Origin of the sequence: Mesorhizobium maamorense, assembly GCF_044998965.1 — a bacterium.
Taxonomy (GTDB): Bacteria; Pseudomonadota; Alphaproteobacteria; order Rhizobiales; family Rhizobiaceae; genus Mesorhizobium.
On record NZ_CP173356.1, the window covers coordinates 3,255,744 to 3,278,366 of the forward strand.

Below are 22,623 nucleotides of genomic sequence, written 5' to 3' on the forward strand. Positions count from 1 at the left end.
AAGCGCCTAATCCTCGAACGAACTGGCCGCGACATAGATCGCGGCCAGCGTTTCGATGCCGGCCTGGTCCGCCTTGTCGAAGCGGCCGGGCAGCGGGCTGTCGAGATCGAGCACGCCGAAGACGCCTTCATCGTCTTCGAGAAGCACGACCAGTTCCGAACGCAGATCGGCGTCGCAGGCGATGTGGCCGGGGAAATCGTGCACGTCCTTAATAAGCATCGAGGTGCCGAGTTCGACCGCCGTGCCGCATACGCCCTTGCCTACGGCAATGCGCACGCAGGCCGGCTTGCCCTGGAACGGACCCAGCACCAATTCCTCGTCCGAGGCCAGGAAATAGAAGCCCGCCCAGTTGAGATCGGGCACCATCTGGAAGATCAGCGCCGCGGTGTTGGCGGCATTGGCAATCGAGTCGCCCTCGCCCTCGAGCAGCGCCTTCAGTTGCGCGGCAAGATCGCGGTAGAACGCGGCCTTGTTCGAAGTGTCGATGGCCTTGGCTGCGAACATGGCTTGTCTCCGAACTGAGAATCGCGGTTCCGTTTTCCGCAGGCTCTGCACCAAACGACCACCGGAACAGTCTACCGTGAATCCTACCCGCCACGAAAGCCGCAAGATCAGGATCGCTCCCGGCGTCATCGCGGATGCGTCGGGCCGGCTGCTTCTGGTGCGCAAGCGCGGCACCAGCGCCTTCATGCAGCCCGGCGGCAAGATCGAGCCGCGCGAGGCTCCGCTCGATGCTCTGGTGCGCGAACTGCGCGAGGAACTCGGATTGGCGATCGACCCCGCCACCACCTCCTGGCTCGGCCTGTTCTCGGCCACGGCCGCCAACGAGCCGGACAGCACGGTCGAGGCGGAATTGTTCGCGCTCTCCATCGACGGCCAGCCGATAGCCGCCGCCGAGATCGAGGAGATCATCTGGCTGGAGCCCGGCTCGACCAATTCCGTCGAACTTGCGCCGCTGACGCGCGATGTGGTGCTGAGGTTGAGCGGAATGTAGCGGCGGCGGCGCCGCTATTACATCGGACGCTTGGGTTCGCCCTTTTGTGGCGTTGCCGGATCGGGCTCGGATTTCTTGTGCTTGTCGGCGGCAATCCTGCGGATGCGGTCGAAGCGGCTTTCCTCTGTCGTTTCGGTCGTGACGACCGTCTGTGGCTTCTGCACGAACATGATCATGGATCGATCTCCTGGGCCAGAGGCCTACGCGCCGGGAGAGAATCCCCCGGCGATAGTCGTCTCGCCTGTGGCAAAGACCGTTTTGGCGAGATACGGATCAGGTCTGAAAGATGGCTTTTATGAAACCACGTTCGCGAGCCGGCCAGATCTTAGTAGCCGCCCATGCCGCCACCGCCGCCCGCAGGCGCGGCATCCTTGGCCGGAATGTCCGAGATCATCGCTTCGGCGGTGATCAAAAGCGCGGCGATCGAGCCGGCATCCTGCAACGCGGTGCGCACCACTTTCGCCGGATCGACGATGCCCGCCTTGATCATGTCGACATACGCCTCGTTCTGGGCATCGAAACCCTGGTTGTGGTCCTTGCTGTCGGAGAGCTTGCCGACGACAACAGAGCCTTCGACGCCCGAATTCTCGGCGATCTGGCGGAGCGGCGCTTCGAGTGCCCTGAGCACGATCGAGATGCCGGCGGTGACATCGGCACTGGCGCCGCTCAGGCCGGCAAGCGCCGTCCTGGCACGCAGCAGAGCCACGCCGCCGCCTGGCACGATGCCTTCCTCGACCGCCGCGCGCGTGGCGTTCAGCGCGTCGTCGATGCGATCCTTCTTTTCCTTGACTTCCGACTCTGTGGCGCCGCCGACGCGGATGACGGCAACCCCGCCGGAGAGCTTGGCCAGCCGCTCCTGCAGCTTCTCCTTGTCATAGTCGGAGGTGGTTTCCTCGATCTGGCCCTTGATCTGGGCGACACGCGCCTGAATGGTCGCCTTGGTGCCGGCGCCGTCGATGATCGTGGTGGTGTCCTTTTCGATCAGCACGCGCTTGGCGCGGCCGAGCATCTCGATGGTGACGTTCTCCAGCTTGATGCCGAGATCCTCGGAGATCATCTGGCCGGATGTGAGCACCGCGATGTCTTCCAGCATCGCCTTGCGGCGGTCGCCGAAGCCCGGCGCCTTGACGGCCGCGACCTTGAGGCCGCCGCGCAGCTTGTTGACGACCAGCGTCGCCAGAGCCTCGCCTTCGACGTCCTCGGAGATGATCAGCAGCGGCTTGCCGCTCTGCACCACCGCTTCCAGGATCGGCAGCATTGCCTGCAGATTGCCGAGCTTCTTCTCGTGGATGAGAATATAGGGCTCTTCCAGCTCCGCGCGCATCTTGTCGGCATTGGTGACGAAATAAGGCGAGAGATAGCCGCGGTCGAACTGCATGCCTTCGACGACGTCGAGCTCGGTGTTGGCGGTCTTGGCTTCCTCGACGGTGATGACGCCGTCATTTCCGACCTTGTCCATCGCCTTGGCGATCATCTCGCCGACGCTGGCATCGCCATTGGCGGCGATTGTGCCGACCTGCGCGATCTCGGCCGACGATTTGACCTTCTTGGCCTTCGCCTTGATTTCCACGACGACGGCCGCGACGGCCTGGTCGATGCCGCGCTTGAGGTCCATCGGGTTCATGCCGGCGGCAACCAGCTTGGCGCCTTCGCGCAGGATCGAGGCGGCCAGCACCGTGGCAGTGGTGGTGCCGTCGCCGGCGAGGTCGTTGGTCTTCGAGGCCACTTCGCGCACCATCTGCGCGCCCATGTTCTCGAACTTGTCGGCAAGCTCGATTTCCTTGGCGACGGTGACGCCGTCCTTGGTGATGCGCGGCGCCCCATAGGCCTTGTCGATGATGACGTTGCGGCCCTTGGGGCCGAGCGTGACCTTGACCGCATTGGTGAGGATCTCGACGCCGCGCAGCATACGGTCGCGCGCATCGGTGGAGAATTTGATTTCCTTGGCAGACATGATTTTATCCAGTTCGCATTTGGAGTGGAGCCGTCACCGCGCAGAGGCGCGGCGCTTCAGTCAGGCGGCCTTCTTGGCTTCGACGCTCTTTTCGATAACGCCCATGATGTCGGCTTCCTTCATGATCAGAAGATCCTCGCCGTCGATCTTGACCTCCGTGCCCGACCATTTGCCGAACAGGATCAAGTCGCCGGCCTTGACGTCGAGCGGAACAAGTGCGCCGTTTTCGTCGCGGGCGCCGGGACCAACCGCGATCACTTCGCCTTCCTGCGGCTTTTCCTTGGCATTGTCGGGAATGATGATGCCGCCCTTGGATTTGATGTCGCCTTCGGCGCGCCGGATGACGACGCGGTCGTGGAGTGGCCGAAATTTCATGAGAACTTCTTTCTGGGGCCGGCATAGGCGGCCGCCCCCTTCTATAGGCTCTTTGGCACTCGATAGATAGGAGTGCCAAAATTTATTCCGAGCGGATATTGAATAATCATAGTATTATGTCGGCGCCCGGTTTCATCGGGTCGGAAAACGACCAAATATTTCAAAAATTTGAATTTTCCCGACAGAGTGCCTATTTATCGGACAAGTTCATTTTCACGATTTCAGACGCAAGGGAGATTTCCTCGATGGCCGACGGCAACCAGACGATCATGGAAAAAGCTGAAGCGCGCTTTGTCGACAAGCAGAAGAAGACGGCGGAGCGCAACAAGGCAACCGCCGAATATATGTCCGAAGCGAGGGCCAGGGAGATCAAGACGGCAAGGCTGAGGCAATTGCGGCTGGCCAAGGAAGAAGCCGACCGCGTGGCCGAGGCCCTGAACCCGACGCCGAAGAAGAAACGCGCGGTGAAGAAAACGACGGAGGCAAAATCATGAGCCTGACCTTCCCCAACCGCAGCCGCAGCTACGACGAGGCCGGCAAGCGCATCCGTTTCGTCGGCTATGACGGCATGTTCCAGATTTCCTTCTCGGTCGCCGCCGATGCCATGACCAGGATGCAGCCGGCGACGGCAGCCAATGAAGCCGGGTATCTCGCCACCTTCGACACCGAGAGCAGTGTTATCCGCGACGTAGCGTCAAAGGCCTATGACCGCACGCGCAAGAGCATGTATGTGCTGACGGCCGACGACTTCCGCTGAGACGACAGGCGGACGGCGCTGGATCAGGATTTACGCTCCGCCTTCTCCCGGCGCTTGACGTCCCGGACATTCATCTGATCGACCATGGCGTTGGCGTCGCGCGGGCTCATGCCGACCATCGCCCTTTGCCTGACGACGACGGGCTGGCCGGTGAAGACGTCGATGATGGCCCAGCTTTGGGGCAAGTCCATGCGCAGTGCGTAGCGGTTGGCCATTTGCCTCAGCCCTGCAACATGAAGAAGACCATGCCCAGGACCGATATCGTCCAGGCGACGACCGACAGCTTCAACACCATGCCGCCATGGGCGGCCAGAGCCTCCCGCAGCCGCGGGGCGATACCTGCCGACGAGACCGGTTCCACCGCGACGACACGGGGTCCCTTGGCGCCAAGTTTTCCAAAGACGGGCAACAGCGACGGTTCACGCACGAAAATGGCCTCGAATGTCGGGGAAAGTCGGAGCGGGCAAGCTCTCGCCCTTCCATAGCACTCTTTTGGCGAGTGCCCTGCATGCCAAATGCAAATAGGCTGCTTTAACGCCGGCCGCATGCCACGTGACCCCGATCGTCAGATGCTGAAAGCGCGCAAGGCGGCTGGGTAGCAGTCTTCTTGCCGGCGCGTCAGTGTCACGACGAAGACGAGGACCTGTCCGGCCCGGGCCGCAAATGCAAGCTGGCAAGGCCCATCGCCCTTGATGGTCCGACGCAGGCTCTACGTCATATGATTTTTCTCTACGTCATATGATTTTTGGAGGCCTCGCCTCGGGATCGAACCGAGGCTTCAGAGATTTGCCGTCTCCAGCGTAGCCGCTCCGCCACGAGGCCATGACTAGCGAACTAACCGATAATATTTGCGCAAGCGTTAAGACCGAAGAGTAGTTTGTAGACATGTCGCCGATTGCTGCTTTGGTTGGCTCGCGCCATGGCAGCACTGACGGCTGCCGATCAGGAATTCGCCTGATGAACTCGCCGGGCGCCGAGCCCGTGAGCCCGCCCTCCGGCGGCCGCTTCGCACCACCGGAGGACCAGCCACTTTTCCTCTTGAACAGCCTCTGAATCTGGCCTAGTTTGGGTTGAGAAAAGGTTTTTCCAAACATTTCCGATCGGGCTCGGCCCTCGGCCGGGTCTCATTCCGGCCTGCAAGAGAAAACCTTTTCCCAATCGGGATTTTCGCCGCAATGGCATTGGACGATCAGTCAGCCTTTCCCAAGCCCGTCACCTTGCGTGACGTAGCGGCCGAGGCTGGCGTCAGCGTCGCCACCGCCTCGAAGGCGCTCAACGATCAGGGCCGCATGACCGCCGAGACCCGCGAGCGCATTCGCGAGACCGCGCAGCGCCTCGGCTTCCGGCCCAACAGCCTGGCGCAGAGCCTGCTGCGGCGACGCTCCTTCACCGTCGGCCTGCTCACCAACGATACCTATGGCCGCTTCTCGCTGCCGCTGATGTCGGGCATTTCCGACGCGCTGGTCGACGCCGGCGTCTCGGTGTTCCTGTGCAATGTCGAGGAGGATCCGCGTCTCGGCCAGCTCCATGTCGAGGCCATGCTCGACAAGCGCGTCGACGGCATCATCGCCACCGGCAAGCGCATCGACCGTCATCTGCCGGTCGACCTGTCTAATCTGCGCATTCCGGTGATCTATGCCTTCACCCAGCCCGATCCCGACGCCGTCGCCTTCGTCTCCGACGACGCTGGCGGCGCGCGGCTGGCGGTGGAGCATTTCTGTCGGCTCGGCCGCAGGCGCATCGCCCATGTCTCGGGACCGGCGAGCTTTGCCGTGGTGCACGCCAGGGCGCAGGCCTATCGCGATGTTCTGACCGAGAACGGCCTGTCGGTCACCGAGCCGCTGCTCGGCTCGTGGTCGGAGGCCTGGGGACACGAAGCCGTGGCGAGGCTGTTCGACGGCGCGGCCGACGACGCAAGCGAAAGACCGGACGCCGTCTTCTGCGGCAACGACCAGATCGCGCGCGGCGTCATCGATGCCTTGCGCGAACGCGGTCTCGACGTGCCCGGCGATGTCGGCGTCATCGGTTTCGACAATTGGGAGATCGTGGCCGAAGCGACGCGCCCGCCGCTGACCTCGGTCGACATGAACCTGGCTGCGCTCGGCCGCGAAGCGGGGCTGACCTTGCTTTCCCTGGTCGGCGGCAAGCCCGCCGCGCCAGGCATCCGGAAACTGCTGTGCCGGCTGGTGGTGCGTCAGTCCTGCGGCCGCCTGCCGGACGGCTGAAGAACCAAACGCCGCAATCGGCGGCAAGCCGCGCGTCGCGGCCAAAACGTGGAGGAGGAGAATATGAGGACTTTGATTGCCAGGCTGGCCTTGACGGCCGCCGTATTCGGCTGCGGGCTGCAATTTGCCGCCGCCGAGACCGCCAACATCTGGGTGCGCGCCGACGGCTCGAACTTCATGCCGCGCATCGTCGATGCCTACAACAAGGGCCACACCAACCAGATCAAGCTCGACATCATCCCCAACGCCGAGATCATTCCGAAATACGGTGCTGCCGCCGCCGGCGGCACGGCGCCTGACGCGCTGTCGCTCGACCTGATCTATACGCCCTCCTTCGCCGCCGCCGGCCAGTTGGAGGACATCACCGACTGGGCCAAGTCGCTCCCCTATTTCGCCAGCCTGTCGCCGGCTCATGTGAAGACCGGCACCTACAAGGACCGCATCTACGGCCTGCCCTTCTCCGCCGACGCCTCGGTGCTGATCTGGAACAAGAAGCTGTTCAAGCAGGCCGGCCTCGACCCCGAAAAGGGCCCAGCCAATTGGGCCGAGATCCAAGCCGACGCCGAAAAAGTCAACGCGCTCGGCGGCAACATCAAGGGCTTCTACTTCTCCGGCAATTGCGGCGGCTGCAACATCTTCACCTTCACGCCGCTGGTCTGGGCCTCGGGCGGCGACATCCTCTCGCAGGACGGCTCCAAGGCGACGCTGGACAGCCCGCAGCTGCGCGGCGCCATCGATCTCTATCGTTCGATGGTCAAGAAGGGCCTGGTGCCGGAAGGCGCCCAGACCGACACCGGCGCCAATTTCTTCGCCGCCTTCGCCGGCGGCAACATCGGCATCTCGCCGTCGGGTGCCTTCGCTATCGGCGCGCTCAACACCCAGTATCCCGACATCGACTACGGCATCACCTTCCTGCCGGGCAAGGATGGCGGCTGGTCGTCCTTTGCCGGCGGCGACAATTTCGTCGTCACCAAGGGCACCAAGAAGATCGATGTGGTGAAGGAGTTCCTCGACTTCGCCTATTCGCTGGAGGGCCAGACGATCCTGGCCAAATATGGCAGCCTGCCGGTGCGCGGCGACATCGCCAAGGACGCGCTGAAGGACCTCGACCCGCGCTACCAGGTCGCAGCCGAGGCCATGGCCAAGGGCAAGACGCCCTATTCGGTGGTGTTCAACGACCTGATCAACTCCGCCAACGGCCCGTGGACGCAGATGGTCAACGAGGTGTTCTTCGGCGACGACGTCGACGGCGCCATCGCCAATGCGCAGGAGACCATGCAGTCGATCATCGACCAGGCGCCGCAGAAATAGGCGCCTGCCGGCCGCCCGCCTGTCTCCCTGAGCGGGTGGCCGGATATTGTTTGGTTCAGATACAGGGCTATCGCGTTGAGAAGACTCACTAGCATCGACAGCTTGGGACCTAGCGCACTTCGCCTCCCCTTCTCCCCTTGTGGGGTGAGAAGCGGTCCGCGCAGCGGACGAAAAGCCAACTGCTTGGCTTTTCGAGCTTCGAACGCCCTGAGCCTGCGAAGGGCCGGGTGGTGGCCGATCCACTCTGCCGGGTCCCCGCTGCTTCGCAGCGTCCCGGTGTTCGCCGGCTTTTCATCGTGCCACTGGCACGATGAATTCGCCTCCGGCGAACCGGCCGCTCACCCCACAAGGGGAGAAGGAAAAGCGGGCCAGCCATGACCACCATCACAGCAACCACCGCCCCGCCCCGCGCCCGAAAACTCGTCGGCGCCGGGCGACGGCAATGGATCGGTCTCATCTACGTCGCGCCGGCCGTGGCGCTGGTCATGGTGTTCTTCGTCATCCCGCTCGGCATGACGGCGTGGATGTCGCTGCACAACTGGCCCCTGATGGGCGTGCACTCCTTCATCGGCCTCGACAATTACGTCGCGATCCTGCGCGACACCAGGTTCTGGAATGCGCTGAAATTCACCGGCTATTACACGGTGATCGTCACCATCGCGATCTTCGCCGTCGCCTTCCCGCTTGCCATCTTCATCGAGCGGCCGCGCCCGTTCACCAATCTCTACCGCACCGCCTTCTTCATGCCGGCGGTGGTCGGTTTCGCCTCGGCGAGCCTGCTCTGGTCATGGCTGCTCAACGTCGATTCCGGCCTGTTCAGCCCGGCCGCCTACAACCTCGGCCTGATCGACAGGAAATTCAATCTTCTGGCCACCTTCCAGCCGGCCTTCTGGTCGATCATCGCCATGGTGGTGTGGAAGGTCGCCGGCTTCACTATGATCATCCTGATGACCGGCCTGCAATCGATCCCGCAGGATTTGCAGGAGGCCGCCGTCATCGACGGCGCCGGCCCGTTCGCGAGGTTCCGGGCCATCACCTTGCCGCTGATGCGCCGCACGCTGGCGCTGGCGCTGATCCTGTCGGTGGCCGGCTCGGTCCTCGCCTTCGACCAGTTCTACATCATCCTGCGCGGCGGCCCGCGCAACCAGACGCTGACGGCGGTGTACTGGATTTTCAACCAGTCCTTCGTGTCGTTCAAGCTCGGATATGGCGCGGCGCTCTCCATGGTGCTGCTGGTGATCCTGGTGGCGCTCAGCCTCGTCCAGCTCTGGCTGCTGAGGAAGCCCGAGGGCGTCGACTGATGGCGCAGGCAATGTCCGCTCAAGGCAAGCTCGCCGCCAGCGTCGTCAGGCACTCCACCGGCATCGTCGCCTCGGTGTTGTTCGTGGCGCCGATCGTGTGGGCCGCGCTGTCGGCCTTCAAGCCGGCGCAGGAGGCGCGCCAGCCGCCGTTGCCGCCCTGGCCGACGACAGGCTTCTCGCTGGAGAACTACGCCACGCTCAACACCTTCGGCGACGGGCTCTGGGTCTCGGCGCAGAACAGCATCTACGTCTCTGTCATGACGGTGCTGGTCTCGGTCGTCGTCTCCGTGCTCGCCGGCTACGGTTTCTCGCGTTTCCGATTTCCGCTCAAGGACCTGTTCTTCGTCCTCATCCTGTCGACGATCATGATCCCGTTCCAGTCGATCCTGACGCCGATCTTCCTGGTGCTCACCAAGCTTGGCCTGCACAACACGCTGACCGGGCTGGTCGGCGTCTATGTGACGCTGCAACTGCCGTTCTCGATCTTCATGATGCGCAACGCCTTCGACGCGGTGCCGCGCGAGATCGAGGAGGCCGCACGCATGGACGGCGCCGGAAACGCCACCATGCTGTTGAAGGTGATGCTGCCGCTGGTCTGGCCGGGCGTCGTCACCATTGCGCTGTTCGCCTTCCTCGGCGCCTGGAACGAGTTCCTCGCCGCTTTGGTGCTGATGACCGACCAGTCCAAGTTCACGCTGCCGGTGATGATGACCGCACTCCAGTCCGGCCGCTTCGGCGCCATCGACTGGGGCGCGGTGCAGGCGGGCGTCACCGTGATGATGGTGCCGTGCCTGATCCTGTTCCTGGCTTTGCAGCGCTTCTACATCCGCGGCCTGATGGCCGGGGCCGTCAAGTGATCGATCGAATGGAGTAAGTTCATGACCGCATCGTCTTCCGCCAGGCCTGCCAGCGCCTCCAGGCCCAAACTCGCCTTCCGGCCGCTACCGGTACCGCAGGTCGACGTGCACGGCTTCTGGGGCGACCGTGCCGATGCCGTCGCCGCGCGCACCGCCGATATCCTCTACGACCGCTGCGTCGAGGCGGGCATGCTGGAGCAGATCGATCCGGACCGGCCCTCGCCCGGCGTCGTCATCCCGTTCCATTCCCCTTCGCCCGACGAGGCGGCTTCCCCCGGCTTCACCGGCTCGACGGTGACGACGCAGATGTTCTGGGACTCCGACTGGGGCAAGACGATCGAGACGGCGGCCTATTCGCTCTACCGCGCCAAGAACCCGGAGCTGGAGAAGAAGATCGACGCCGTCATCGACCTCTACGAAAAGCTGCAGCAGCCGGACGGCTATCTCTCGAGCTGGTACCAGCGCATCCAGCCCGGCCTGCGCTGGACCAATCTGCGCGATTGCCACGAGCTCTATTGCGCCGGCCACCTGATCGAGGGCGCCGTCGCCTATTACCAGGCGACCGGCAAGCGCAAGCTGCTCGACGTCATGTGCCGCTATGCCGACCATATCGCCTCGGTGCTCGGGCCCGAGCCGGGCAAGAAGAAGGGCTATTGCGGCCATGAGGAGATCGAGCTGGCGCTGGTGAAGCTGGCGCGGGTGACTGGCGAGAACAAATACATGGAGCTGGCGAAATACTTCATCGACCAGCGCGGCCAGCAACCGCATTATTTCGACGAGGAGGCGCGCGCCCGCGGCACCGATCCCAAGGCCTATCATTTCAAGACCTATGAATACAGCCAGTCGCACATTCCGGTGCGCGAGCAGGACAAGGTCGTCGGTCATGCGGTCAGGGCGATGTATCTCTATTCCGGCATGGCCGACATCGCCACCGAATATGGCGACGACAGCTTGCGGGTGGCGCTCGACCGGCTGTGGGACGATCTCACCAGCAAGAACCTCTACATCACCGGCGGGCTCGGACCGTCGGCGCACAATGAGGGCTTTACCAGCGATTTCGACCTGCCCAATGAGAGCGCCTACGCCGAGACCTGTGCCGCTGTCGGCCTGGTGTTCTGGGCCAGCCGCATGCTCGGCATGGGGCCGAACGCCCGCTACGCCGATATCATGGAGCGGGCGCTCTACAACGGCTCGATCTCGGGCCTGTCGCTCGACGGCTCGCTGTTCTTCTACGAAAACCCGCTGGAAAGCCGGGGCCGGCACAACAGATGGAAATGGCACCGCTGCCCGTGCTGCCCACCCAATATCGGGCGCATGGTGGCCTCCATCGGCAGCTATTTCTACAGCCTGGCGGACGACGCGCTTGCCGTCCATCTCTATGGCGATTCCACTGCTCGTTTCGACATAGCGGGCGTGCCGGTCACGCTGACGCAGGCGAGCCGCTACCCCTGGGACGGGGCGGTCGCCATCACCATCGAGCCGCAGGCGCCGGTCGCGTTCACCCTGCATCTGCGCGTGCCGGCATGGAGCGCCGGCGCGGCGCTCAAGGTCAATGGCGAGACGGTGAAGCTCGAGGACGTCACCAGCGATGGCTACGCGGCGATCCGGCGCACATGGAAGAAGGGCGATAGCGTCCGCCTCGATCTCGAAATGCCGATCGAACGGCTCTACGCCAACCCGCAGGTGCGCCAGGACGCCGGCCGCGTGGCGCTCTCGCGCGGCCCGCTGATCTACTGCGTCGAGGCGACCGACAATGACGGCAGCCTGCACCGCATCGCATTGCCGCGCACCGCAAGCATCGAGGCGCATGACGAGCCGGACCTGCTGGGCGGCGTGGTGGCGCTTTCGACCACAGCGCTGGCCGATACCGATGAGGGCTGGCAAAACGGGCTTTACCGCACCGATCCGCCCTCTGCCAGACAGACGCGGCTGACCGCCATTCCCTATTTCGCCTGGGACAACCGCGAGCCCGGCGAGATGCTGGTGTGGCTGAGGGACGGATGAGGCCAGAAGGGCGCGAAGGAGCGCGACAGGCTTCGTTCTGCCCGCCGCGTTCTTCGGTGCCAGTCACACGGACCCTATCGCCGGGCCTTTGACTTGTTCAGAGCGACGGCGGCGTGGATAAGCGCCTTGAACGCTTCCTCGTCGACCTCCTCGCCCTCTTGGAAATCGATGGCGCGCCTGGTGTTTCCTTCCAGGCTGGAGTTGAACAGGCGCGACGGATCGGGCAGCGCCGCACCCTTGGCAAAGGTCAGCTTGACGACGTTCTTGTAGGTCTCGCCGGTGCAGATCATTCCGGCATGCTCCCACACCGGGACCCCGCGCCATTTCCACTCCTCGACGATCTCGGGGTCGGCTTGCCGGATCAGGCCGCGCAGCCGGCTCAGCATCTCGCCCCGCCAGTCGCCGAGTTCCTCGATCCTGCCGTCTATGAGCTGCGAAGGAGACCTGCCTTCTGGCGACCCGCTCTTCGTCATGTCCGTTCTCCTTCAGCCTTGAGGGCGGTCACCGCCCGTCCGCCCGATCATAGGCGCTCTGTTGCGCGCGGCAAATCCGGGCCCGGCGCGCAAATCCCACATCCGTTCGCCGGGCAGTCGGCTCGCCTGCTTCACCCACTCGGTGAACTGGGCCTCGTCGAACTGGTCGTCCTCATGAATGTCAAGGTAACGCGTGTCCTTGCTTTTGGACTGGCCAGGCGGCACCGGGTCCAGCGACATGCCGCGAAAGAAGGCCACCTTTATGTATTTCGTGAAGCAATGAAAGCTGAGGAACCATCCCTCGCCTTCCACGCCATAGAAGGGCGAGTTCCATTTGACGGCCTTGCGCACATCAGGCACGGCACGCTCGATGAGCGCGTCGAGGCGGCCCCCGACCTCGCTCTTCCAGCCCGGCATGGCCGCGATATAGGCCTGGACGGGCGCGTTGCCTTCGCCCTTGGCGATGTGCGGATTGCCGCCAGAAAGCAGGACCGGACCGGCGGTTGCAGGTCTGGCGGCGCCTTTGGCTGATTGTCCCTGCGTCTTCGCCATCCATCCCGTCCTTACTGGCTCGCGCGCTGCCGCCCGTTAAGCCGCTTGGCAGCGTATGGCAGCACGAACATGTAGAGGCCGCTGAACAGCAGCAGGAAAAGCGGCAGCAGCGGCGAATAGACCACCCAGGCAGGCGGCTGCCCCAAGCCCATGGCGACGAAGTTGGCGAGGACAGTCCCCGTGAAGATGATCGATAGCCAGCGATGCGTTTGCCGGACCCATTTGTTCCAATCCATGCTACCTCCTCTTGAAAAATGAACGAAACGCCGCTTACCAGCGCGCCAGCTGCGTGATCTGGATGAGGTTGCCGCAGCTGTCGTTGAGCTGCGCAATGGTGGAACCGGTCACCTCGGTCGGCGCCATGACGAAGGCCCCGCCCCGCGCCTTGATGCGCTCGTGATCGGCCTTGATGTCGTCGGTGAAGAGCATCAGCGCCGGCTGGCCCTGCTTGAACAAGGCCTGCTGGTAGGCCTTGGCCGCGGGGTTGTCGTTCAGCGCAAGCTGCAGCTCGGTTCCCTCAGGCTCGTCCGGCGAGGCCACTGTCAGCCAGCGAAACGGACCGTTGCTGAAATCGGCCTTCTTGGTGAAGCCCAGCACGTCGGTGTAGAAGGCAAGTGCCTTCTCCTGGTCGTCCACATAGACGCGGGTCAATTTGATCTTCATCGCATGTCCTCCATAGGTTTTGTTGCGGCGGCCGCCTTCGAACAGCCTTGCCATGAACCCCGGCTGGCGGATTTCAGTCCGTCCGTGCCAGGAGCTCTTCCAGCTTCTCCAGGAATTTCGGCCATCCCATCTTGGCGCCGCCATAGGCCCGCCTCTGCTCGGGCCGGAAACCGGACTGCTCCATGCGCAGATGTGTTCCGGCAGCCGTCGGGGTGAGGATGAAGGTCACCACGCTCCTGAGATCGAAGGCCGGGTCCTGGTGCGCGAGGTTCCAGGTGTAGGACAGCGTCTTGTGCGGCTCGACGGCAAGCACCTCGCAATCCAGCACGCCGCCCCAGGCGGTGCTGAGCTTGAAGCGATGGCCCACGACCGGATTTAAATCGTTCTTCATCAGCCACTCCTCAATCAGATGCGGTTGCGTCAGTGCGCGCCAGAGTTTTTCCGGCGGATGCGAAATCTGCCGCTCGACGACGACAGTGCGGGTGTCGGCGGCAGTGTCGTTCACTGGTCCATCCTTTTGAGCAGATCCTCGAGATCGTCGAACCGGCTTTCCCAGAACCCGGCCATCTCACGCGTCCAGTCCATCAGCGGCGCCAGCGCGCCGAGCTGCGCGCTGTAATGCGTCTGGCGGCCTTCATGGCGGTCGCGCACCAGCCCGGCCTGCTTCAGCACGCCCAGATGCTTCGACACGGCCGGCTGCGAGACCCCCGACTGGATCGTCAGCGCTCCCACCGTCTGCTCTCCCTGGCGGCACAGCCGTTCGAAGATGGCGCGCCGTGTCGGGTCGGCGAGCGTCCTGAAGAGCGCATTATGAGCATCCGGCATTTAATCGATAACCCGTTGGCTATTGATCGACGTATAACCGTCGGGATATGTATTCGTCAAGCGGAAGATTTGGAGTGGCGGGAAGGCGTCCGGAAACTTCCGGGTCGCGTTGCGCTGGAAACGCCGATCGCTAAACCGTGGCGTGGACGCGGTTGATCTCCTCGGCCACCAGCGCCTGCAACTGCCACAGGTTGCGATCGCGAATGCCGCAGGCGTCGAGGTGGCGGATGGTCTCGAACAGATATTGCGCGCCCGAGCCCCAATGGCCAGCGGCCCGGGCCAGCGTCGCCGCGATCGCCCGTTTGTCCAGCCTGCCGACATAGCGCGCATTGGCGGGATCGACGACGAAGCCGAGCGCGCGGCACATGCCGCCCTCGGTCCTGACCCGCAGCCAGCGCGGCACGTTGACGGCGGGCAGGATGGTCATCTCGCGGCGCAGCAGCGCCTCGAGATTGTCGGCAACCGGCTCCGCGATCTCGAACACCATGCCCTGGCATTGGCCACCACGGTCGAGCGCCATCATCAGGCCGGGCTGCTCGATCGTGCCGCGAAACCGCTGCACGGTGAAGCAGAAGGAGCGGTGCCAGCCGGTCGCCACCGCGCGCTCACCGCCCCTTACCTCGCCCGCCGGCTTCCACAGCAGCGAGCCATAGGCGAACAGTTTCAACGGCCCGGCCGGCGCATCGGCCAGGATTTCGTCGCTGAAACGCGCATAGTCGGCATCGGTCATGTAGACCATACCCGGCGTCGGCCCGGCATCCTCGACCGCGCGCAAGGTGCGGGCGACCAGCGCCTCCGTCAGCGCCATCGCCGCGGTTCGCGACGTGGACTGTGAACGTGCGGCGGATATCGGACTGTTCATCTTCGTACTCCAGCCTTGCCGCCATGTTGCCCAAGGCAAAGGGATTCTCAAGAGCCAGGGCCACTCGGACGCTGACTCAGAAGCTGAGCGGACCTGCCCAAGCGTTTGAAAAGCCTCGGCGCACCGCCGTCGCGACAGAAGTGGCCGAAAGTCCGCCTGGGTCGGCGCCATCCGCCGCCGGCGGAACGAGATCGCGTTCGACGCGTTTCATTGGGTTGGGAGGGAACTATGAACGATGCGCCGGCAACGCCCATCGGCAGGACGCTTTCGCCCAGCGAAATGGTCACCGTGATGTCGCATTTCCATCGCGCCGAGATTGCGCGCATGGCGGGATGGCGCGACCGTATCGACAGGACCAGCAACTGGGCGATCACCGTCGTGGCCGCGATGCTGTCGGTGTCGCTGTCGACGGCCAGTGCCCATCACGGTGTGCTGTTGTTCGCCATGCTGCTGGTGCTGCTGTTGCTGTGGATCGAGGCGCGGCGCTACCGCTTCTTCGATGTCTACCGCGCCCGCGTGCGCCAGTTCGAGCGCCACTATTTCGCGCAGATATTCTCGCCGCAGCCGGACTTCGCCTCGGACTGGCTGCTGATCGTCGGCGAAAGCCTGCGCACGCCGAAATTCCTGGTCTCGCAGCGGGTGGCGCTGGCGCGCCGTTTGCGCCGCAACTACATCCATATGATGCTGATCCTGCTGCTCGCCTGGATCCTCAAACTGTCGACGCCGAGCCTGCTCGATCGGGCCGCGCCGGTGGGTTTCGTCGGCACATTGCGCGAGGCCGTCAGCGCCGCCGCCCTGGGTCCCGTGCCCGGCCTGGTCATCGTCACGCTGGTCGCCATCCTCTTTGCCGGCCTGCTGGCCGTCGCCTTACTGACGCCCGACGACAACGGCGAACTCTCCTTCGGAGACGTGCATGTCTAGTCCGCGATTCTTTGCGAACAACCGGGTGAGGCGCCATCCTGAATCAAACCGCGAATGAGCGCCTGTGTGCCGGCTTGGAAAATAGCCGCATGGATGCCATCTAGAGGGAGAGAGCCGGCCTCTGGGGGGTCGGCCACGGAGCATCGAAACAAGTGACGCAGCGAAGCGGCAGCGCCGACCTGCCGCTGCATGGCGGACGGGTCCCGAAATGGCTGGGCGACCGCATGACGCGGCTCGGCGCGGTGCTGTGCCAGGCGATCATCCACCATTATGGCCGCGACGAGCTGCTGCGCCGGCTGGCGCATCCCTTCTGGTTCCAGTCCTTCGGTGCGGTGATGGGCATGGACTGGCATTCGTCCGGCATCACCACCAGCGTCATTGGCGCGCTGAAGCGCGGGCTGACGCCGCTGTCGGGCGAGCTCGGCATTCATGTCTGCGGCGGTCGTGGCGCTCATTCGCGCAAGACGCCGCACGAGCTGGAGATGATCGGCGAACGTGTCGGCTTCGACGGCGCGGCCCTTGCCACCGCCAGCCGCCTGGTCGCCAAGGTCGACAGCGCCGCCGTTCAGGACGGTTTCGACCTCTATCTGCATGGCTTCATCGTCACTGACGACAGCCGCTGGGTGGTCGTCCAGCAAGGCATGAACGGCGACAGAAGGCAGGCGCGCCGTTACCACTGGCTGTCGGAAGGGCTGAAGAGTTTCGTCGACCAGCCGCACGCGGCCATCGAGGGCGAGCGGCAGGGCGAGATCGTCAACCTCACCGACCATCGCGCCGAGGCCTCGCGCAGCGGCCAGCTCGATCTTCTGCGCCAGCTCGGTCCCGACCGGATCGTGCACGAATTCGCCGCCATCGAGCCTGCGGCGACTGAAGCAAAGCGCGACAATGCACAGCCGATGCTGCCCAATCTGGTCATGCCGGCGCATCATGACGTGCGCGAAAGCGACATCGTCATGCGCCGGTTGCACGGCAACATCTCCGCCGCCATCGAGAGCGGCCCGACGGACTTTCCCGAATTGCTGCTGGTGCCGGGCGTCGGCGCCCGTACGGTGCGGGCGCTGGCGATGGTGGCGGAGGTGGTGCATGGCGCGCCGTGCCGCTTTTCCGACCCGGCGCGCTTCTCGCTGGCGCATGGCGGCAAGGACCGGCATCCCTTTCCGGTGCCGCTGAAGGTCTATGACGAAACCATCGCCGTCATGAAGTCGGCGGTCGCCAAGGCCAAGCTCGGCCGCGAGGAGGAGCTTGCCGCCTTGCAGCGGCTCGACGGCCAGGCGCGGCGACTGGAGCGCTACGTCACCGGTCCGAGCCTGAAGGAGATCGTCGCCGGCGAGTTCGACCAGTCGCATCTGCTCGGCGGCCGCAGCGTCTTCGGCCCGGAGCCGCCGCCTGAGGGTGCTTTGCCGGGCGGCGCCAAGAAGTCGGGCTAGATCGCCGATCGCGGCCGCTACGCCGACAATTGGCGAAGCAATCCGCGGGCGGCGTCCAGCCGGTATGGGCCTTTCTCCCCGTCACTATACGGGGAGAAATGTCCGGCAGGACAATGAGGGGCGGCGCCAAGCTTTCGGCAAATAGCATCTGGATCCTGTATTTCTCCCATGTCGGCGCTGCCCCTCATCCGCCTGCCGGCACCTTCTCCCCGTATAGAGACGGGGAGAAGAGGGCTGTCTTTTATGTCGGCACTTACCCCAACAGATTGGCCCGAACAGATTGGCCCGACCCGCCGCAACCTTGCGCGGCATTGCACGTTTATGCGCAGCGGACTTGATCCGCGTTGAGGGGTTGGATGACTAGGCACTGGCCGCAAACGAGATTTCTTCCTGCCATTCTCATCCCTTCCGCCGTCCTTGCCTTAGCAGGCCCGGCCTGGGCCGCCCAGGCAAGCAGCCACGCAGCGGGCATGGGCGGCTCGGCGGAGGGCGTTTTCGTCGCCGAGATCGTGCTTCTGCTTCTGGTCGGCCGTGGCCTGGGCGAAATCTTCCAGCGCTACGGCCAGCCGGCGATCATGGGCCAGCTGATCGGCGGCATCCTGCTGGGGCCTTCGCTGTTCGGCTGGCTCTGGCCCGGCGCGCAGCAGCTGATCTTCTCGACCGACCCCGCGCAGAAGAGCATGATCGAGGCGGTCTCCCAGCTCGGCGTCCTGCTGCTCCTGCTGCTCACCGGCATGGAGACGGACCTGCGCCTGGTGCGCCGGGTGGGCGCGGCGTGTTTTTCGATCTCGGTCACCGGCGTCGTCGTGCCCTTTGCCTGCGGTTTCGCGCTGGCGCAGTTCCTGCCCGGCACGCTGCTGCCCGACCCCGGCGAGCGCGTCGTCGCCGGGCTTTTCCTGGGCACGGCCCTGTCGATCTCCTCGGTCAAGATCGTCGCCATGGTGGTGCGCGAGATGAACTTCATGCGCCGCAATCTCGGCCAGGTCATCATCTCCTCGGCCATCATCGAGGACACGATCGGCTGGCTGATCATCGCCGTCACCTTCGGCATCGCCACCAACGGCAGCCTCCAAATCGTGCCGCTGGTGGTCACGGTGGCCGAAGTGGCGCTGTTCATGGTGTTCTCCTTCACCATCGGCCGCCGGCTGGTGTTTACGCTGATCCGCTGGAGCAACGATAGTTTCCGCAGCGAATATGCCGTCATATCGGTCATCCTGATCATCATGGGCGTGATGGCGCTGATCACCAACCTGATCGGCGTCCATACCGTGCTCGGCGCCTTCGTCGCCGGCATATTGGTCGGCGAATCGCCGATCCTGTCCAGCCACATCGAGAGCCAGTTGCGCGGCGTCATCACGGCGCTCTTCATGCCGATCTTCTTCGGCATGGCCGGGCTTTCGGCCGACCTCACCGTGCTCGCCGACCCGACGCTGGCGCTGCTGACGCTGGCGCTGGTGCTCATCGCCAGCATCGGCAAGTTCGGAGGCGCCTTCATCGGCGGCCGCTTCGCCGGCATGACGCTGAAGGAGGCGACCGCCGTCGGCAGCGCCATGAACGCGCGCGGCTCGACCGAAGTGATCGTCGCCTCGATCGGCCTGTCGATGAACATCCTGTCCCACAATCTGTTCACCATGATCGTCACCATGGCTGTCATCACCACCCTCGCCATGCCGCCCATGCTGCGCTGGGCGCTCGGCCGGCTGCCCGTCGAAGACGCCGAGAAGCAGCGCGTCGACCGCGAGCTGCTCGACGAGCGCGGCTTCGTCTCCAAGCTGGAGCGGCTGCTGCTGCTGGTCGACGACAGCCCCGTCGGCAAGTTCACCGCCTATCTCGCAGGCCTGGTCGGCGGCGGCAGCGGCATGCCGACCACGCTTCTCCACCTCAAGGACGGCAGGCTTGCCGGCCCGGCCCGCGACAAGGGCCCGGAGCGTGCCTTGAAGGAGGTCAAGAAGGGCGCCGCCAGAAGCGCCAAAGCGGTCAGCAAGGCCGAGGACACGCCGGTCGAGAAGGTGCATCTCACCGCCCGCAGCGAACGCGAAGCGACCGCGCGGACGATCGCCGAGGAGGCGCGCAAGGGCTATGGCCTGCTGCTGGTCGGGCTCGAGGCCATGTTGACCGAGAAGGGATCGTTCACCGAAGCGCTGAACGACATGACCAGCGGCTTCGACGGTCCGCTCTGCCTGGTGCTGAACGGTGCCGGCGCCGGGGGCAAGATGCCGGTGCTGCGCGCCGGAACCACCATCCTGGTGCCCGTCAACGGCACGGAAGTGTCGCGCCGCGCCGCCGATTTCGCCCTGGCGCTGGCAAGGCCGCACCGGGCGCGGGTCAAGGTGCTCTATGTCTCGCAGGCGCGCAAAGGCGCCCGGCAAGGCACCGTTTCGCATCGTCGCGAGGAGGCGGTGCTCAAGGACGTCGTCGACCTCGCCGACCGCTACGGCGTCGCCGTCGACACCGCCATCCGCGCCCGCGCCACCCCCGACAAGGCGATCGCCAGGGAAGTGGCCAAGGGGGCGGCGATGGTGGTGATGGGCGTCACGCAGCGGCCGGGCGAGGAACTGTTCTTCGGCGACACCGCCATGGCGGTGCTGGCCGCCGTCCCCTGCCCGGTCGTGCTCGTGGCAAGCGACCGCATCCGCGCCGAAGCAAGGCCCGAAGCCGCGGCCGAAACCGGTGCCTGATGGCCGAGCCTATAGGCCGAAGAACTGCCTGCCGATCACATAGCCCAGCGCCACCACGGCCAGCGGAAACAAGGCCGGCGCGACCTTGCCGAGGGCCGAGCCTTGCTGTTCCTTTGGCGGCACATAGCGTGCATTGCCGAGATTCTTGGTCATTGCGTACCCCCGCGCGAACCAGTTCATTAGCAGATGCTTATTAACAGCACGGCCGAATTAACGGTTCGCGAAGAAATTCGCTCGAAAGCCGGCCATTTGAGCGGAGGGTTGGCGAATGCGGCTTGGTTCAGCCTCGATCTCGGAACCGGGTTTGCCTGCGGCTCGCGCACCCGCCCCGAGGCTTCCGCCGTCGCGGCGGAGCGCTAAATCCGACAGACCGTCATGACGAAGAATTCGCGGTAGCAGAAGTCCGGATCGTCGAGCAGGCTATCCGGCCGCTCCTTCAGGTCCCGCCAATAGACCTGGTCGGCGTCAGGCAGGGCGTAACCCGGTGCGACGCTGGCAAAATAGGCCAGCAGGTCGCGAACATAGTCACGCGTGAAGCGAGGCGCGGGCGCCCAGCGCTCGACAAGCCAGCCCTTGCGGCTGATGACCTGCAGGCCCGCCTGGCGCAGGCGCGCCGGAAGCGTCGAACCGCAATCGGTGCCGAGCACGCCCCGGTCGCGAAATCCCTGCAGCCTGGCTGCCATGAAGCGCGCCAGCAGCGCCCGGTCCATGGGCAGGATCTGCAGGATGGTCGAATCGAAATCCTTGACCGCGAAGATGCCGCCCGGCTTCAAGACGCGCCTGGCCTCGCCGACGGCAAGCTCGAACTCGGCCGGTGTCAGATACTGCATGACATTGCCGGACCAGACGCAATCGAACGATGCGTCGGCGAATGGCAGCGACAGGATGCTGCCGACATGCGTGGCAATGTCCGGTGGCTCGGACAGCGTGCCCGCGAGCGCCTCGACCCGGGCAATGTTTTCGGGCGCGAGGTCGAGCGCCGCGATGAAGCCGGAGGGGCCGACGGCCCGGGCGATGAGCGGCAGGAAGCCGCCGCTGCCGCAGCCGGCATCGAGCACGCGCCAGCCCGGGCGGATGCCGACATCGAGCAAGGCCGCCTCATATTCAGGCCGCGACGATTCAAAATGAAGATCGAGCCACCCGGCCTCGCTCGCTTCGTGGCCGGTCGACGTTTGGTTCCTGGCAGACAAATGATTTCCCCCCCAATGGCGCGCCACGGATAGAAGCGCACCGAGCGGCATCACGCAATGGCTACGAAGCTGAGTGAATTAGCGCCGGTGATTGCCCTCGTCAGTTGAAGGTTGGATGGACAGGATGCGCCGCAAGTGGGCCGCAAGGACGTTGATTGCACTTACCCAGAAGCAGACGTCTGAATGCGGCGTTGCGTTGTACGCGTTGCGCTAGAAGCGATCCGCAGTCTGGACCGGCAACCCGCACCAACACCTAGGCTCACCCAGGACGGAGTGTGGCCCGCTGCTTCTTGTCCCGCCTCTTGTTGGAGTCTTCGATCGCCCCCGTCACACCCGTCCACCTTTCTTGAGGACTTCAGCGGCATCAAACGCGCCTTGGGCGCCGGATTCATCGGCATGGAACATTATTACAGTGACACCGATATCAGCCGTCGGAGCATACATGGGCGTGTTGATGGTTGTTCCGCTATAAGTACCGTAAGCCGTATTGCCCATGATTGTTGCATTTGCATTCCCAAATGTATTGCTGGACATACCGACAAACCGAGAACCGCTGGCAGTCGAGGCTTGGTCAAAACGAAAGTGTGTATAGCCGCGAGACAGTGTCGCCTCGGCTGCTTTCTTCAACGTGATCGCACCTGCAGACCCGGTAAAAAAGGCGCCGCTTGCGTGAGTATCCAACCGTACCACGTTCGGAGCCAGCGGCATTTCGGAAGTAGTTGCGCAGCCAGCAAGTGCTAGCGCGGCAGTCAAAATGACACCCCGATACATTGTGCTCCCCTCCCAAGGTCTGGTAGTTAGAGCACAGGTCTGCCGTCAGGTCGATTCCAATTGAGCGAGAACACGGCCATTTCAGTCACTTCGGAGATCGCCAACTATCACGCCCATATCTACTATGTCAGGCAGACCGAGCGGCAAGCAGGTCGAATGGCTGCGCCTGCGCATAGGCGAACGCTTCCGCGTGCGCCTGGGCAACTGTGCGAGCCGGTCGGCCCGCATCAGGCGGAAGAGGCGCTGGAGGTGAATACGGGGCCCACGTTGAGAGCGTAGCAGGTCAAATCCTGAACGGCTGCTTTGCGCCGCAAATCGGACGTTCAACCAAATCTTGCCTGTAGCCGGAAGCGTACGTTCGAGCCGAGGCCAACAGAATAGCCGCTCGGGTCTTCATCTCAGATATCGAGAACAGATTCGATCATGATGCGTGTCATGCGCGTTCTGTTTCTCTCGCCTCTATGCGAAGGAGCGCTCTGCCCG

The 22,623-nt window shown here is 64.2% G+C and carries 26 protein-coding genes and 1 pseudogene; 11 read left to right on the forward strand and 16 right to left on the reverse strand.

What is annotated here, in order from left to right:
* Positions 1–6: 6 nt before the first annotated feature.
* Positions 7–504 (reverse strand): GAF domain-containing protein, encoded by a 498-nt coding sequence (locus ACIU1A_RS16565; protein WP_404927792.1) that lies wholly within the window; start codon positions 502–504, stop codon positions 7–9.
* Positions 505–580: 76 nt separating this feature from the next.
* Here ACIU1A_RS16565 and ACIU1A_RS16570 point away from each other — a divergent pair, with 76 nt between their 5' ends.
* Positions 581–994, forward strand: a complete 414-nt coding sequence (locus ACIU1A_RS16570; protein WP_404927793.1) for an NUDIX domain-containing protein — start codon at positions 581–583, stop codon at positions 992–994.
* Between the two features lie 17 nt (positions 995–1,011).
* On the opposite strand, the gene ACIU1A_RS16575 is transcribed toward ACIU1A_RS16570, so the two are convergent.
* From ACIU1A_RS16575 to groES, 3 genes are all read right to left on the reverse strand, one after another.
* Positions 1,012–1,170 carry a hypothetical protein gene (locus ACIU1A_RS16575; protein WP_224681432.1) on the reverse strand — a complete coding sequence of 53 codons (159 nt, stop codon included), beginning with the start codon at positions 1,168–1,170 and terminating at the stop codon, positions 1,012–1,014.
* 149 nt (positions 1,171–1,319) lie between these two features.
* Positions 1,320–2,948, reverse strand: coding sequence for a chaperonin GroEL (gene groL, locus ACIU1A_RS16580; protein WP_404927795.1), 1,629 nt, complete (start codon positions 2,946–2,948; stop codon positions 1,320–1,322).
* 60 nt (positions 2,949–3,008) lie between these two features.
* Positions 3,009–3,323, reverse strand: a complete 315-nt coding sequence (groES, locus tag ACIU1A_RS16585) for a co-chaperone GroES (protein WP_140516246.1) — start codon at positions 3,321–3,323, stop codon at positions 3,009–3,011.
* 245 nt (positions 3,324–3,568) lie between these two features.
* On the opposite strand from groES, the gene ACIU1A_RS16590 reads away from it, so the two are divergent.
* The gene (locus tag ACIU1A_RS16590; protein WP_140499188.1) at positions 3,569–3,817 is read left to right on the forward strand and encodes a hypothetical protein; all 249 of its coding nucleotides are present in this window, start codon (positions 3,569–3,571) and stop codon (positions 3,815–3,817) included.
* Positions 3,814–4,080, forward strand: coding sequence for a DUF1488 domain-containing protein (locus ACIU1A_RS16595; RefSeq protein WP_140499190.1), 267 nt, complete (start codon positions 3,814–3,816; stop codon positions 4,078–4,080). The genes ACIU1A_RS16590 and ACIU1A_RS16595 overlap by 4 nt, the downstream gene beginning before the upstream one ends.
* 23 nt (positions 4,081–4,103) lie before the next feature.
* Here ACIU1A_RS16595 and ACIU1A_RS16600 read toward each other — a convergent pair whose 3' ends face one another.
* Positions 4,104–4,295 carry a hypothetical protein gene (locus ACIU1A_RS16600; RefSeq protein WP_140521391.1) on the reverse strand — a complete coding sequence of 64 codons (192 nt, stop codon included), beginning with the start codon at positions 4,293–4,295 and terminating at the stop codon, positions 4,104–4,106.
* Between the two features lie 5 nt (positions 4,296–4,300).
* Positions 4,301–4,507 carry a hypothetical protein gene (locus ACIU1A_RS16605; RefSeq protein WP_404927796.1) on the reverse strand — a complete coding sequence of 69 codons (207 nt, stop codon included), beginning with the start codon at positions 4,505–4,507 and terminating at the stop codon, positions 4,301–4,303.
* 748 nt (positions 4,508–5,255) lie between these two features.
* Here ACIU1A_RS16605 and ACIU1A_RS16610 point away from each other — a divergent pair.
* The 5 genes from ACIU1A_RS16610 to ACIU1A_RS16630 all read left to right on the forward strand — a co-directional run bounded on the left by ACIU1A_RS16610 (position 5,256) and on the right by ACIU1A_RS16630 (position 11,778).
* Entirely contained in the window at positions 5,256–6,305 is a 1,050-nt protein-coding gene (locus ACIU1A_RS16610) for a LacI family DNA-binding transcriptional regulator (RefSeq protein ID WP_404927797.1), read from the forward strand.
* Positions 6,306–6,368: 63 nt separating this feature from the next.
* Complete coding sequence (locus ACIU1A_RS16615) at positions 6,369–7,616, forward strand: ABC transporter substrate-binding protein (RefSeq protein WP_404927798.1); 1,248 nt, start codon at positions 6,369–6,371, stop codon at positions 7,614–7,616.
* Positions 7,617–7,990: 374 nt separating this feature from the next.
* A complete protein-coding gene (locus ACIU1A_RS16620) occupies positions 7,991–8,917 on the forward strand; it encodes a carbohydrate ABC transporter permease (RefSeq protein ID WP_140630509.1) in 927 nt (308 codons plus the stop codon).
* Positions 8,917–9,774 carry a carbohydrate ABC transporter permease gene (locus tag ACIU1A_RS16625; protein WP_140521386.1) on the forward strand — a complete coding sequence of 286 codons (858 nt, stop codon included), beginning with the start codon at positions 8,917–8,919 and terminating at the stop codon, positions 9,772–9,774. Before ACIU1A_RS16620 ends, ACIU1A_RS16625 begins: the two co-directional genes overlap by 1 nt.
* Before the next feature lie 21 nt (positions 9,775–9,795).
* Positions 9,796–11,778, forward strand: coding sequence for a glycoside hydrolase family 127 protein (locus tag ACIU1A_RS16630; RefSeq protein ID WP_404927799.1), 1,983 nt, complete (start codon positions 9,796–9,798; stop codon positions 11,776–11,778).
* A 74-nt stretch (positions 11,779–11,852) separates the two neighbouring features.
* On the opposite strand, the gene ACIU1A_RS16635 is transcribed toward ACIU1A_RS16630, so the two are convergent.
* The 7 genes and pseudogenes from ACIU1A_RS16635 to ACIU1A_RS16665 form a co-directional block, all read right to left on the reverse strand.
* Positions 11,853–12,251: a DUF1801 domain-containing protein gene (locus tag ACIU1A_RS16635; protein ID WP_140499206.1), complete on the reverse strand. Its 399-nt coding sequence runs from the start codon at positions 12,249–12,251 to the stop codon at positions 11,853–11,855.
* 99 nt (positions 12,252–12,350) lie between these two features.
* A pseudogene (locus ACIU1A_RS16640) lies at positions 12,351–12,803 on the reverse strand (DUF1801 domain-containing protein); the annotation flags it as partial.
* An 11-nt stretch (positions 12,804–12,814) separates the two neighbouring features.
* Positions 12,815–13,039, reverse strand: coding sequence for a hypothetical protein (locus tag ACIU1A_RS16645; protein ID WP_140499210.1), 225 nt, complete (start codon positions 13,037–13,039; stop codon positions 12,815–12,817).
* Positions 13,040–13,073: 34 nt separating this feature from the next.
* On the reverse strand, positions 13,074–13,466 hold the full coding sequence (locus ACIU1A_RS16650) for a VOC family protein (protein WP_404927800.1): 393 nt from the start codon (positions 13,464–13,466) through the stop codon (positions 13,074–13,076).
* A gap of 73 nt (positions 13,467–13,539) precedes the next feature.
* On the reverse strand, positions 13,540–13,971 hold the full coding sequence (locus tag ACIU1A_RS16655) for an SRPBCC domain-containing protein (RefSeq protein ID WP_404927801.1): 432 nt from the start codon (positions 13,969–13,971) through the stop codon (positions 13,540–13,542).
* On the reverse strand, positions 13,968–14,291 hold the full coding sequence (locus ACIU1A_RS16660) for an ArsR/SmtB family transcription factor (RefSeq protein WP_404927802.1): 324 nt from the start codon (positions 14,289–14,291) through the stop codon (positions 13,968–13,970). Before ACIU1A_RS16660 ends, ACIU1A_RS16655 begins: the two co-directional genes overlap by 4 nt.
* A 130-nt stretch (positions 14,292–14,421) precedes the next feature.
* On the reverse strand, positions 14,422–15,153 hold the full coding sequence (locus ACIU1A_RS16665) for a gamma-glutamylcyclotransferase (RefSeq protein WP_140516273.1): 732 nt from the start codon (positions 15,151–15,153) through the stop codon (positions 14,422–14,424).
* Positions 15,154–15,381: 228 nt separating this feature from the next.
* On the opposite strand from ACIU1A_RS16665, the gene ACIU1A_RS16670 reads away from it, so the two are divergent.
* The 3 genes from ACIU1A_RS16670 (at position 15,382) to ACIU1A_RS16680 (ending at position 20,179) form a co-directional block, all read left to right on the forward strand.
* Positions 15,382–16,074 (forward strand): DUF2270 domain-containing protein, encoded by a 693-nt coding sequence (locus ACIU1A_RS16670; RefSeq protein WP_140499219.1) that lies wholly within the window; start codon positions 15,382–15,384, stop codon positions 16,072–16,074.
* A 152-nt stretch (positions 16,075–16,226) separates the two neighbouring features.
* Positions 16,227–17,501, forward strand: a complete 1,275-nt coding sequence (locus ACIU1A_RS16675) for a DUF763 domain-containing protein (RefSeq protein ID WP_404927803.1) — start codon at positions 16,227–16,229, stop codon at positions 17,499–17,501.
* Between the two features lie 470 nt (positions 17,502–17,971).
* The gene (locus ACIU1A_RS16680) at positions 17,972–20,179 is read left to right on the forward strand and encodes a cation:proton antiporter (protein ID WP_246675523.1); all 2,208 of its coding nucleotides are present in this window, start codon (positions 17,972–17,974) and stop codon (positions 20,177–20,179) included.
* Between the two features lie 9 nt (positions 20,180–20,188).
* Here the strand turns inward: ACIU1A_RS16680 and ACIU1A_RS16685 are convergent, their stop codons facing one another.
* The 3 genes from ACIU1A_RS16685 to ACIU1A_RS16695 all read right to left on the reverse strand — a co-directional run bounded on the left by ACIU1A_RS16685 (position 20,189) and on the right by ACIU1A_RS16695 (position 22,140).
* A complete protein-coding gene (locus ACIU1A_RS16685; RefSeq protein WP_181168574.1) occupies positions 20,189–20,332 on the reverse strand; it encodes a hypothetical protein in 144 nt (47 codons plus the stop codon).
* Between the two features lie 203 nt (positions 20,333–20,535).
* Complete coding sequence (locus tag ACIU1A_RS16690) at positions 20,536–21,369, reverse strand: methyltransferase domain-containing protein (RefSeq protein WP_404927804.1); 834 nt, start codon at positions 21,367–21,369, stop codon at positions 20,536–20,538.
* 327 nt (positions 21,370–21,696) lie between these two features.
* Positions 21,697–22,140: a hypothetical protein gene (locus ACIU1A_RS16695; protein ID WP_404927805.1), complete on the reverse strand. Its 444-nt coding sequence runs from the start codon at positions 22,138–22,140 to the stop codon at positions 21,697–21,699.
* Positions 22,141–22,623 lie beyond the last annotated feature (483 nt).

Bases quoted from the DNA above. Each gene is read 5' to 3' on its own strand.
- ACIU1A_RS16565 (WP_404927792.1), bottom strand. From the start codon at position 504: ATGTTCGCAGCCAAGGCCATCGACACTTCGAACAAGGCCGCGTTCTAC.
- ACIU1A_RS16575 (WP_224681432.1), bottom strand. From the start codon at position 1,170: ATGATCATGTTCGTGCAGAAGCCACAGACGGTCGTCACGACCGAAACG.
- groL (WP_404927795.1), bottom strand. From the start codon at position 2,948: ATGTCTGCCAAGGAAATCAAATTCTCCACCGATGCGCGCGACCGTATG.
- groES (WP_140516246.1), bottom strand. From the start codon at position 3,323: ATGAAATTTCGGCCACTCCACGACCGCGTCGTCATCCGGCGCGCCGAA.
- ACIU1A_RS16590 (WP_140499188.1), top strand. From the start codon at position 3,569: ATGGCCGACGGCAACCAGACGATCATGGAAAAAGCTGAAGCGCGCTTT.
- ACIU1A_RS16595 (WP_140499190.1), top strand. From the start codon at position 3,814: ATGAGCCTGACCTTCCCCAACCGCAGCCGCAGCTACGACGAGGCCGGC.
- ACIU1A_RS16600 (WP_140521391.1), bottom strand. From the start codon at position 4,295: ATGGCCAACCGCTACGCACTGCGCATGGACTTGCCCCAAAGCTGGGCC.
- ACIU1A_RS16610 (WP_404927797.1), top strand. From the start codon at position 5,256: ATGGCATTGGACGATCAGTCAGCCTTTCCCAAGCCCGTCACCTTGCGT.
- ACIU1A_RS16615 (WP_404927798.1), top strand. From the start codon at position 6,369: ATGAGGACTTTGATTGCCAGGCTGGCCTTGACGGCCGCCGTATTCGGC.
- ACIU1A_RS16620 (WP_140630509.1), top strand. From the start codon at position 7,991: ATGACCACCATCACAGCAACCACCGCCCCGCCCCGCGCCCGAAAACTC.
- ACIU1A_RS16625 (WP_140521386.1), top strand. From the start codon at position 8,917: ATGGCGCAGGCAATGTCCGCTCAAGGCAAGCTCGCCGCCAGCGTCGTC.
- ACIU1A_RS16630 (WP_404927799.1), top strand. From the start codon at position 9,796: ATGACCGCATCGTCTTCCGCCAGGCCTGCCAGCGCCTCCAGGCCCAAA.
- ACIU1A_RS16635 (WP_140499206.1), bottom strand. From the start codon at position 12,251: ATGACGAAGAGCGGGTCGCCAGAAGGCAGGTCTCCTTCGCAGCTCATA.
- ACIU1A_RS16645 (WP_140499210.1), bottom strand. From the start codon at position 13,039: ATGGATTGGAACAAATGGGTCCGGCAAACGCATCGCTGGCTATCGATC.
- ACIU1A_RS16650 (WP_404927800.1), bottom strand. From the start codon at position 13,466: ATGAAGATCAAATTGACCCGCGTCTATGTGGACGACCAGGAGAAGGCA.
- ACIU1A_RS16660 (WP_404927802.1), bottom strand. From the start codon at position 14,291: ATGCCGGATGCTCATAATGCGCTCTTCAGGACGCTCGCCGACCCGACA.
- ACIU1A_RS16665 (WP_140516273.1), bottom strand. From the start codon at position 15,153: ATGAACAGTCCGATATCCGCCGCACGTTCACAGTCCACGTCGCGAACC.
- ACIU1A_RS16670 (WP_140499219.1), top strand. From the start codon at position 15,382: ATGAACGATGCGCCGGCAACGCCCATCGGCAGGACGCTTTCGCCCAGC.
- ACIU1A_RS16680 (WP_246675523.1), top strand. From the start codon at position 17,972: ATGGGCGGCTCGGCGGAGGGCGTTTTCGTCGCCGAGATCGTGCTTCTG.
- ACIU1A_RS16685 (WP_181168574.1), bottom strand. From the start codon at position 20,332: ATGACCAAGAATCTCGGCAATGCACGCTATGTGCCGCCAAAGGAACAG.
- ACIU1A_RS16695 (WP_404927805.1), bottom strand. From the start codon at position 22,140: ATGTATCGGGGTGTCATTTTGACTGCCGCGCTAGCACTTGCTGGCTGC.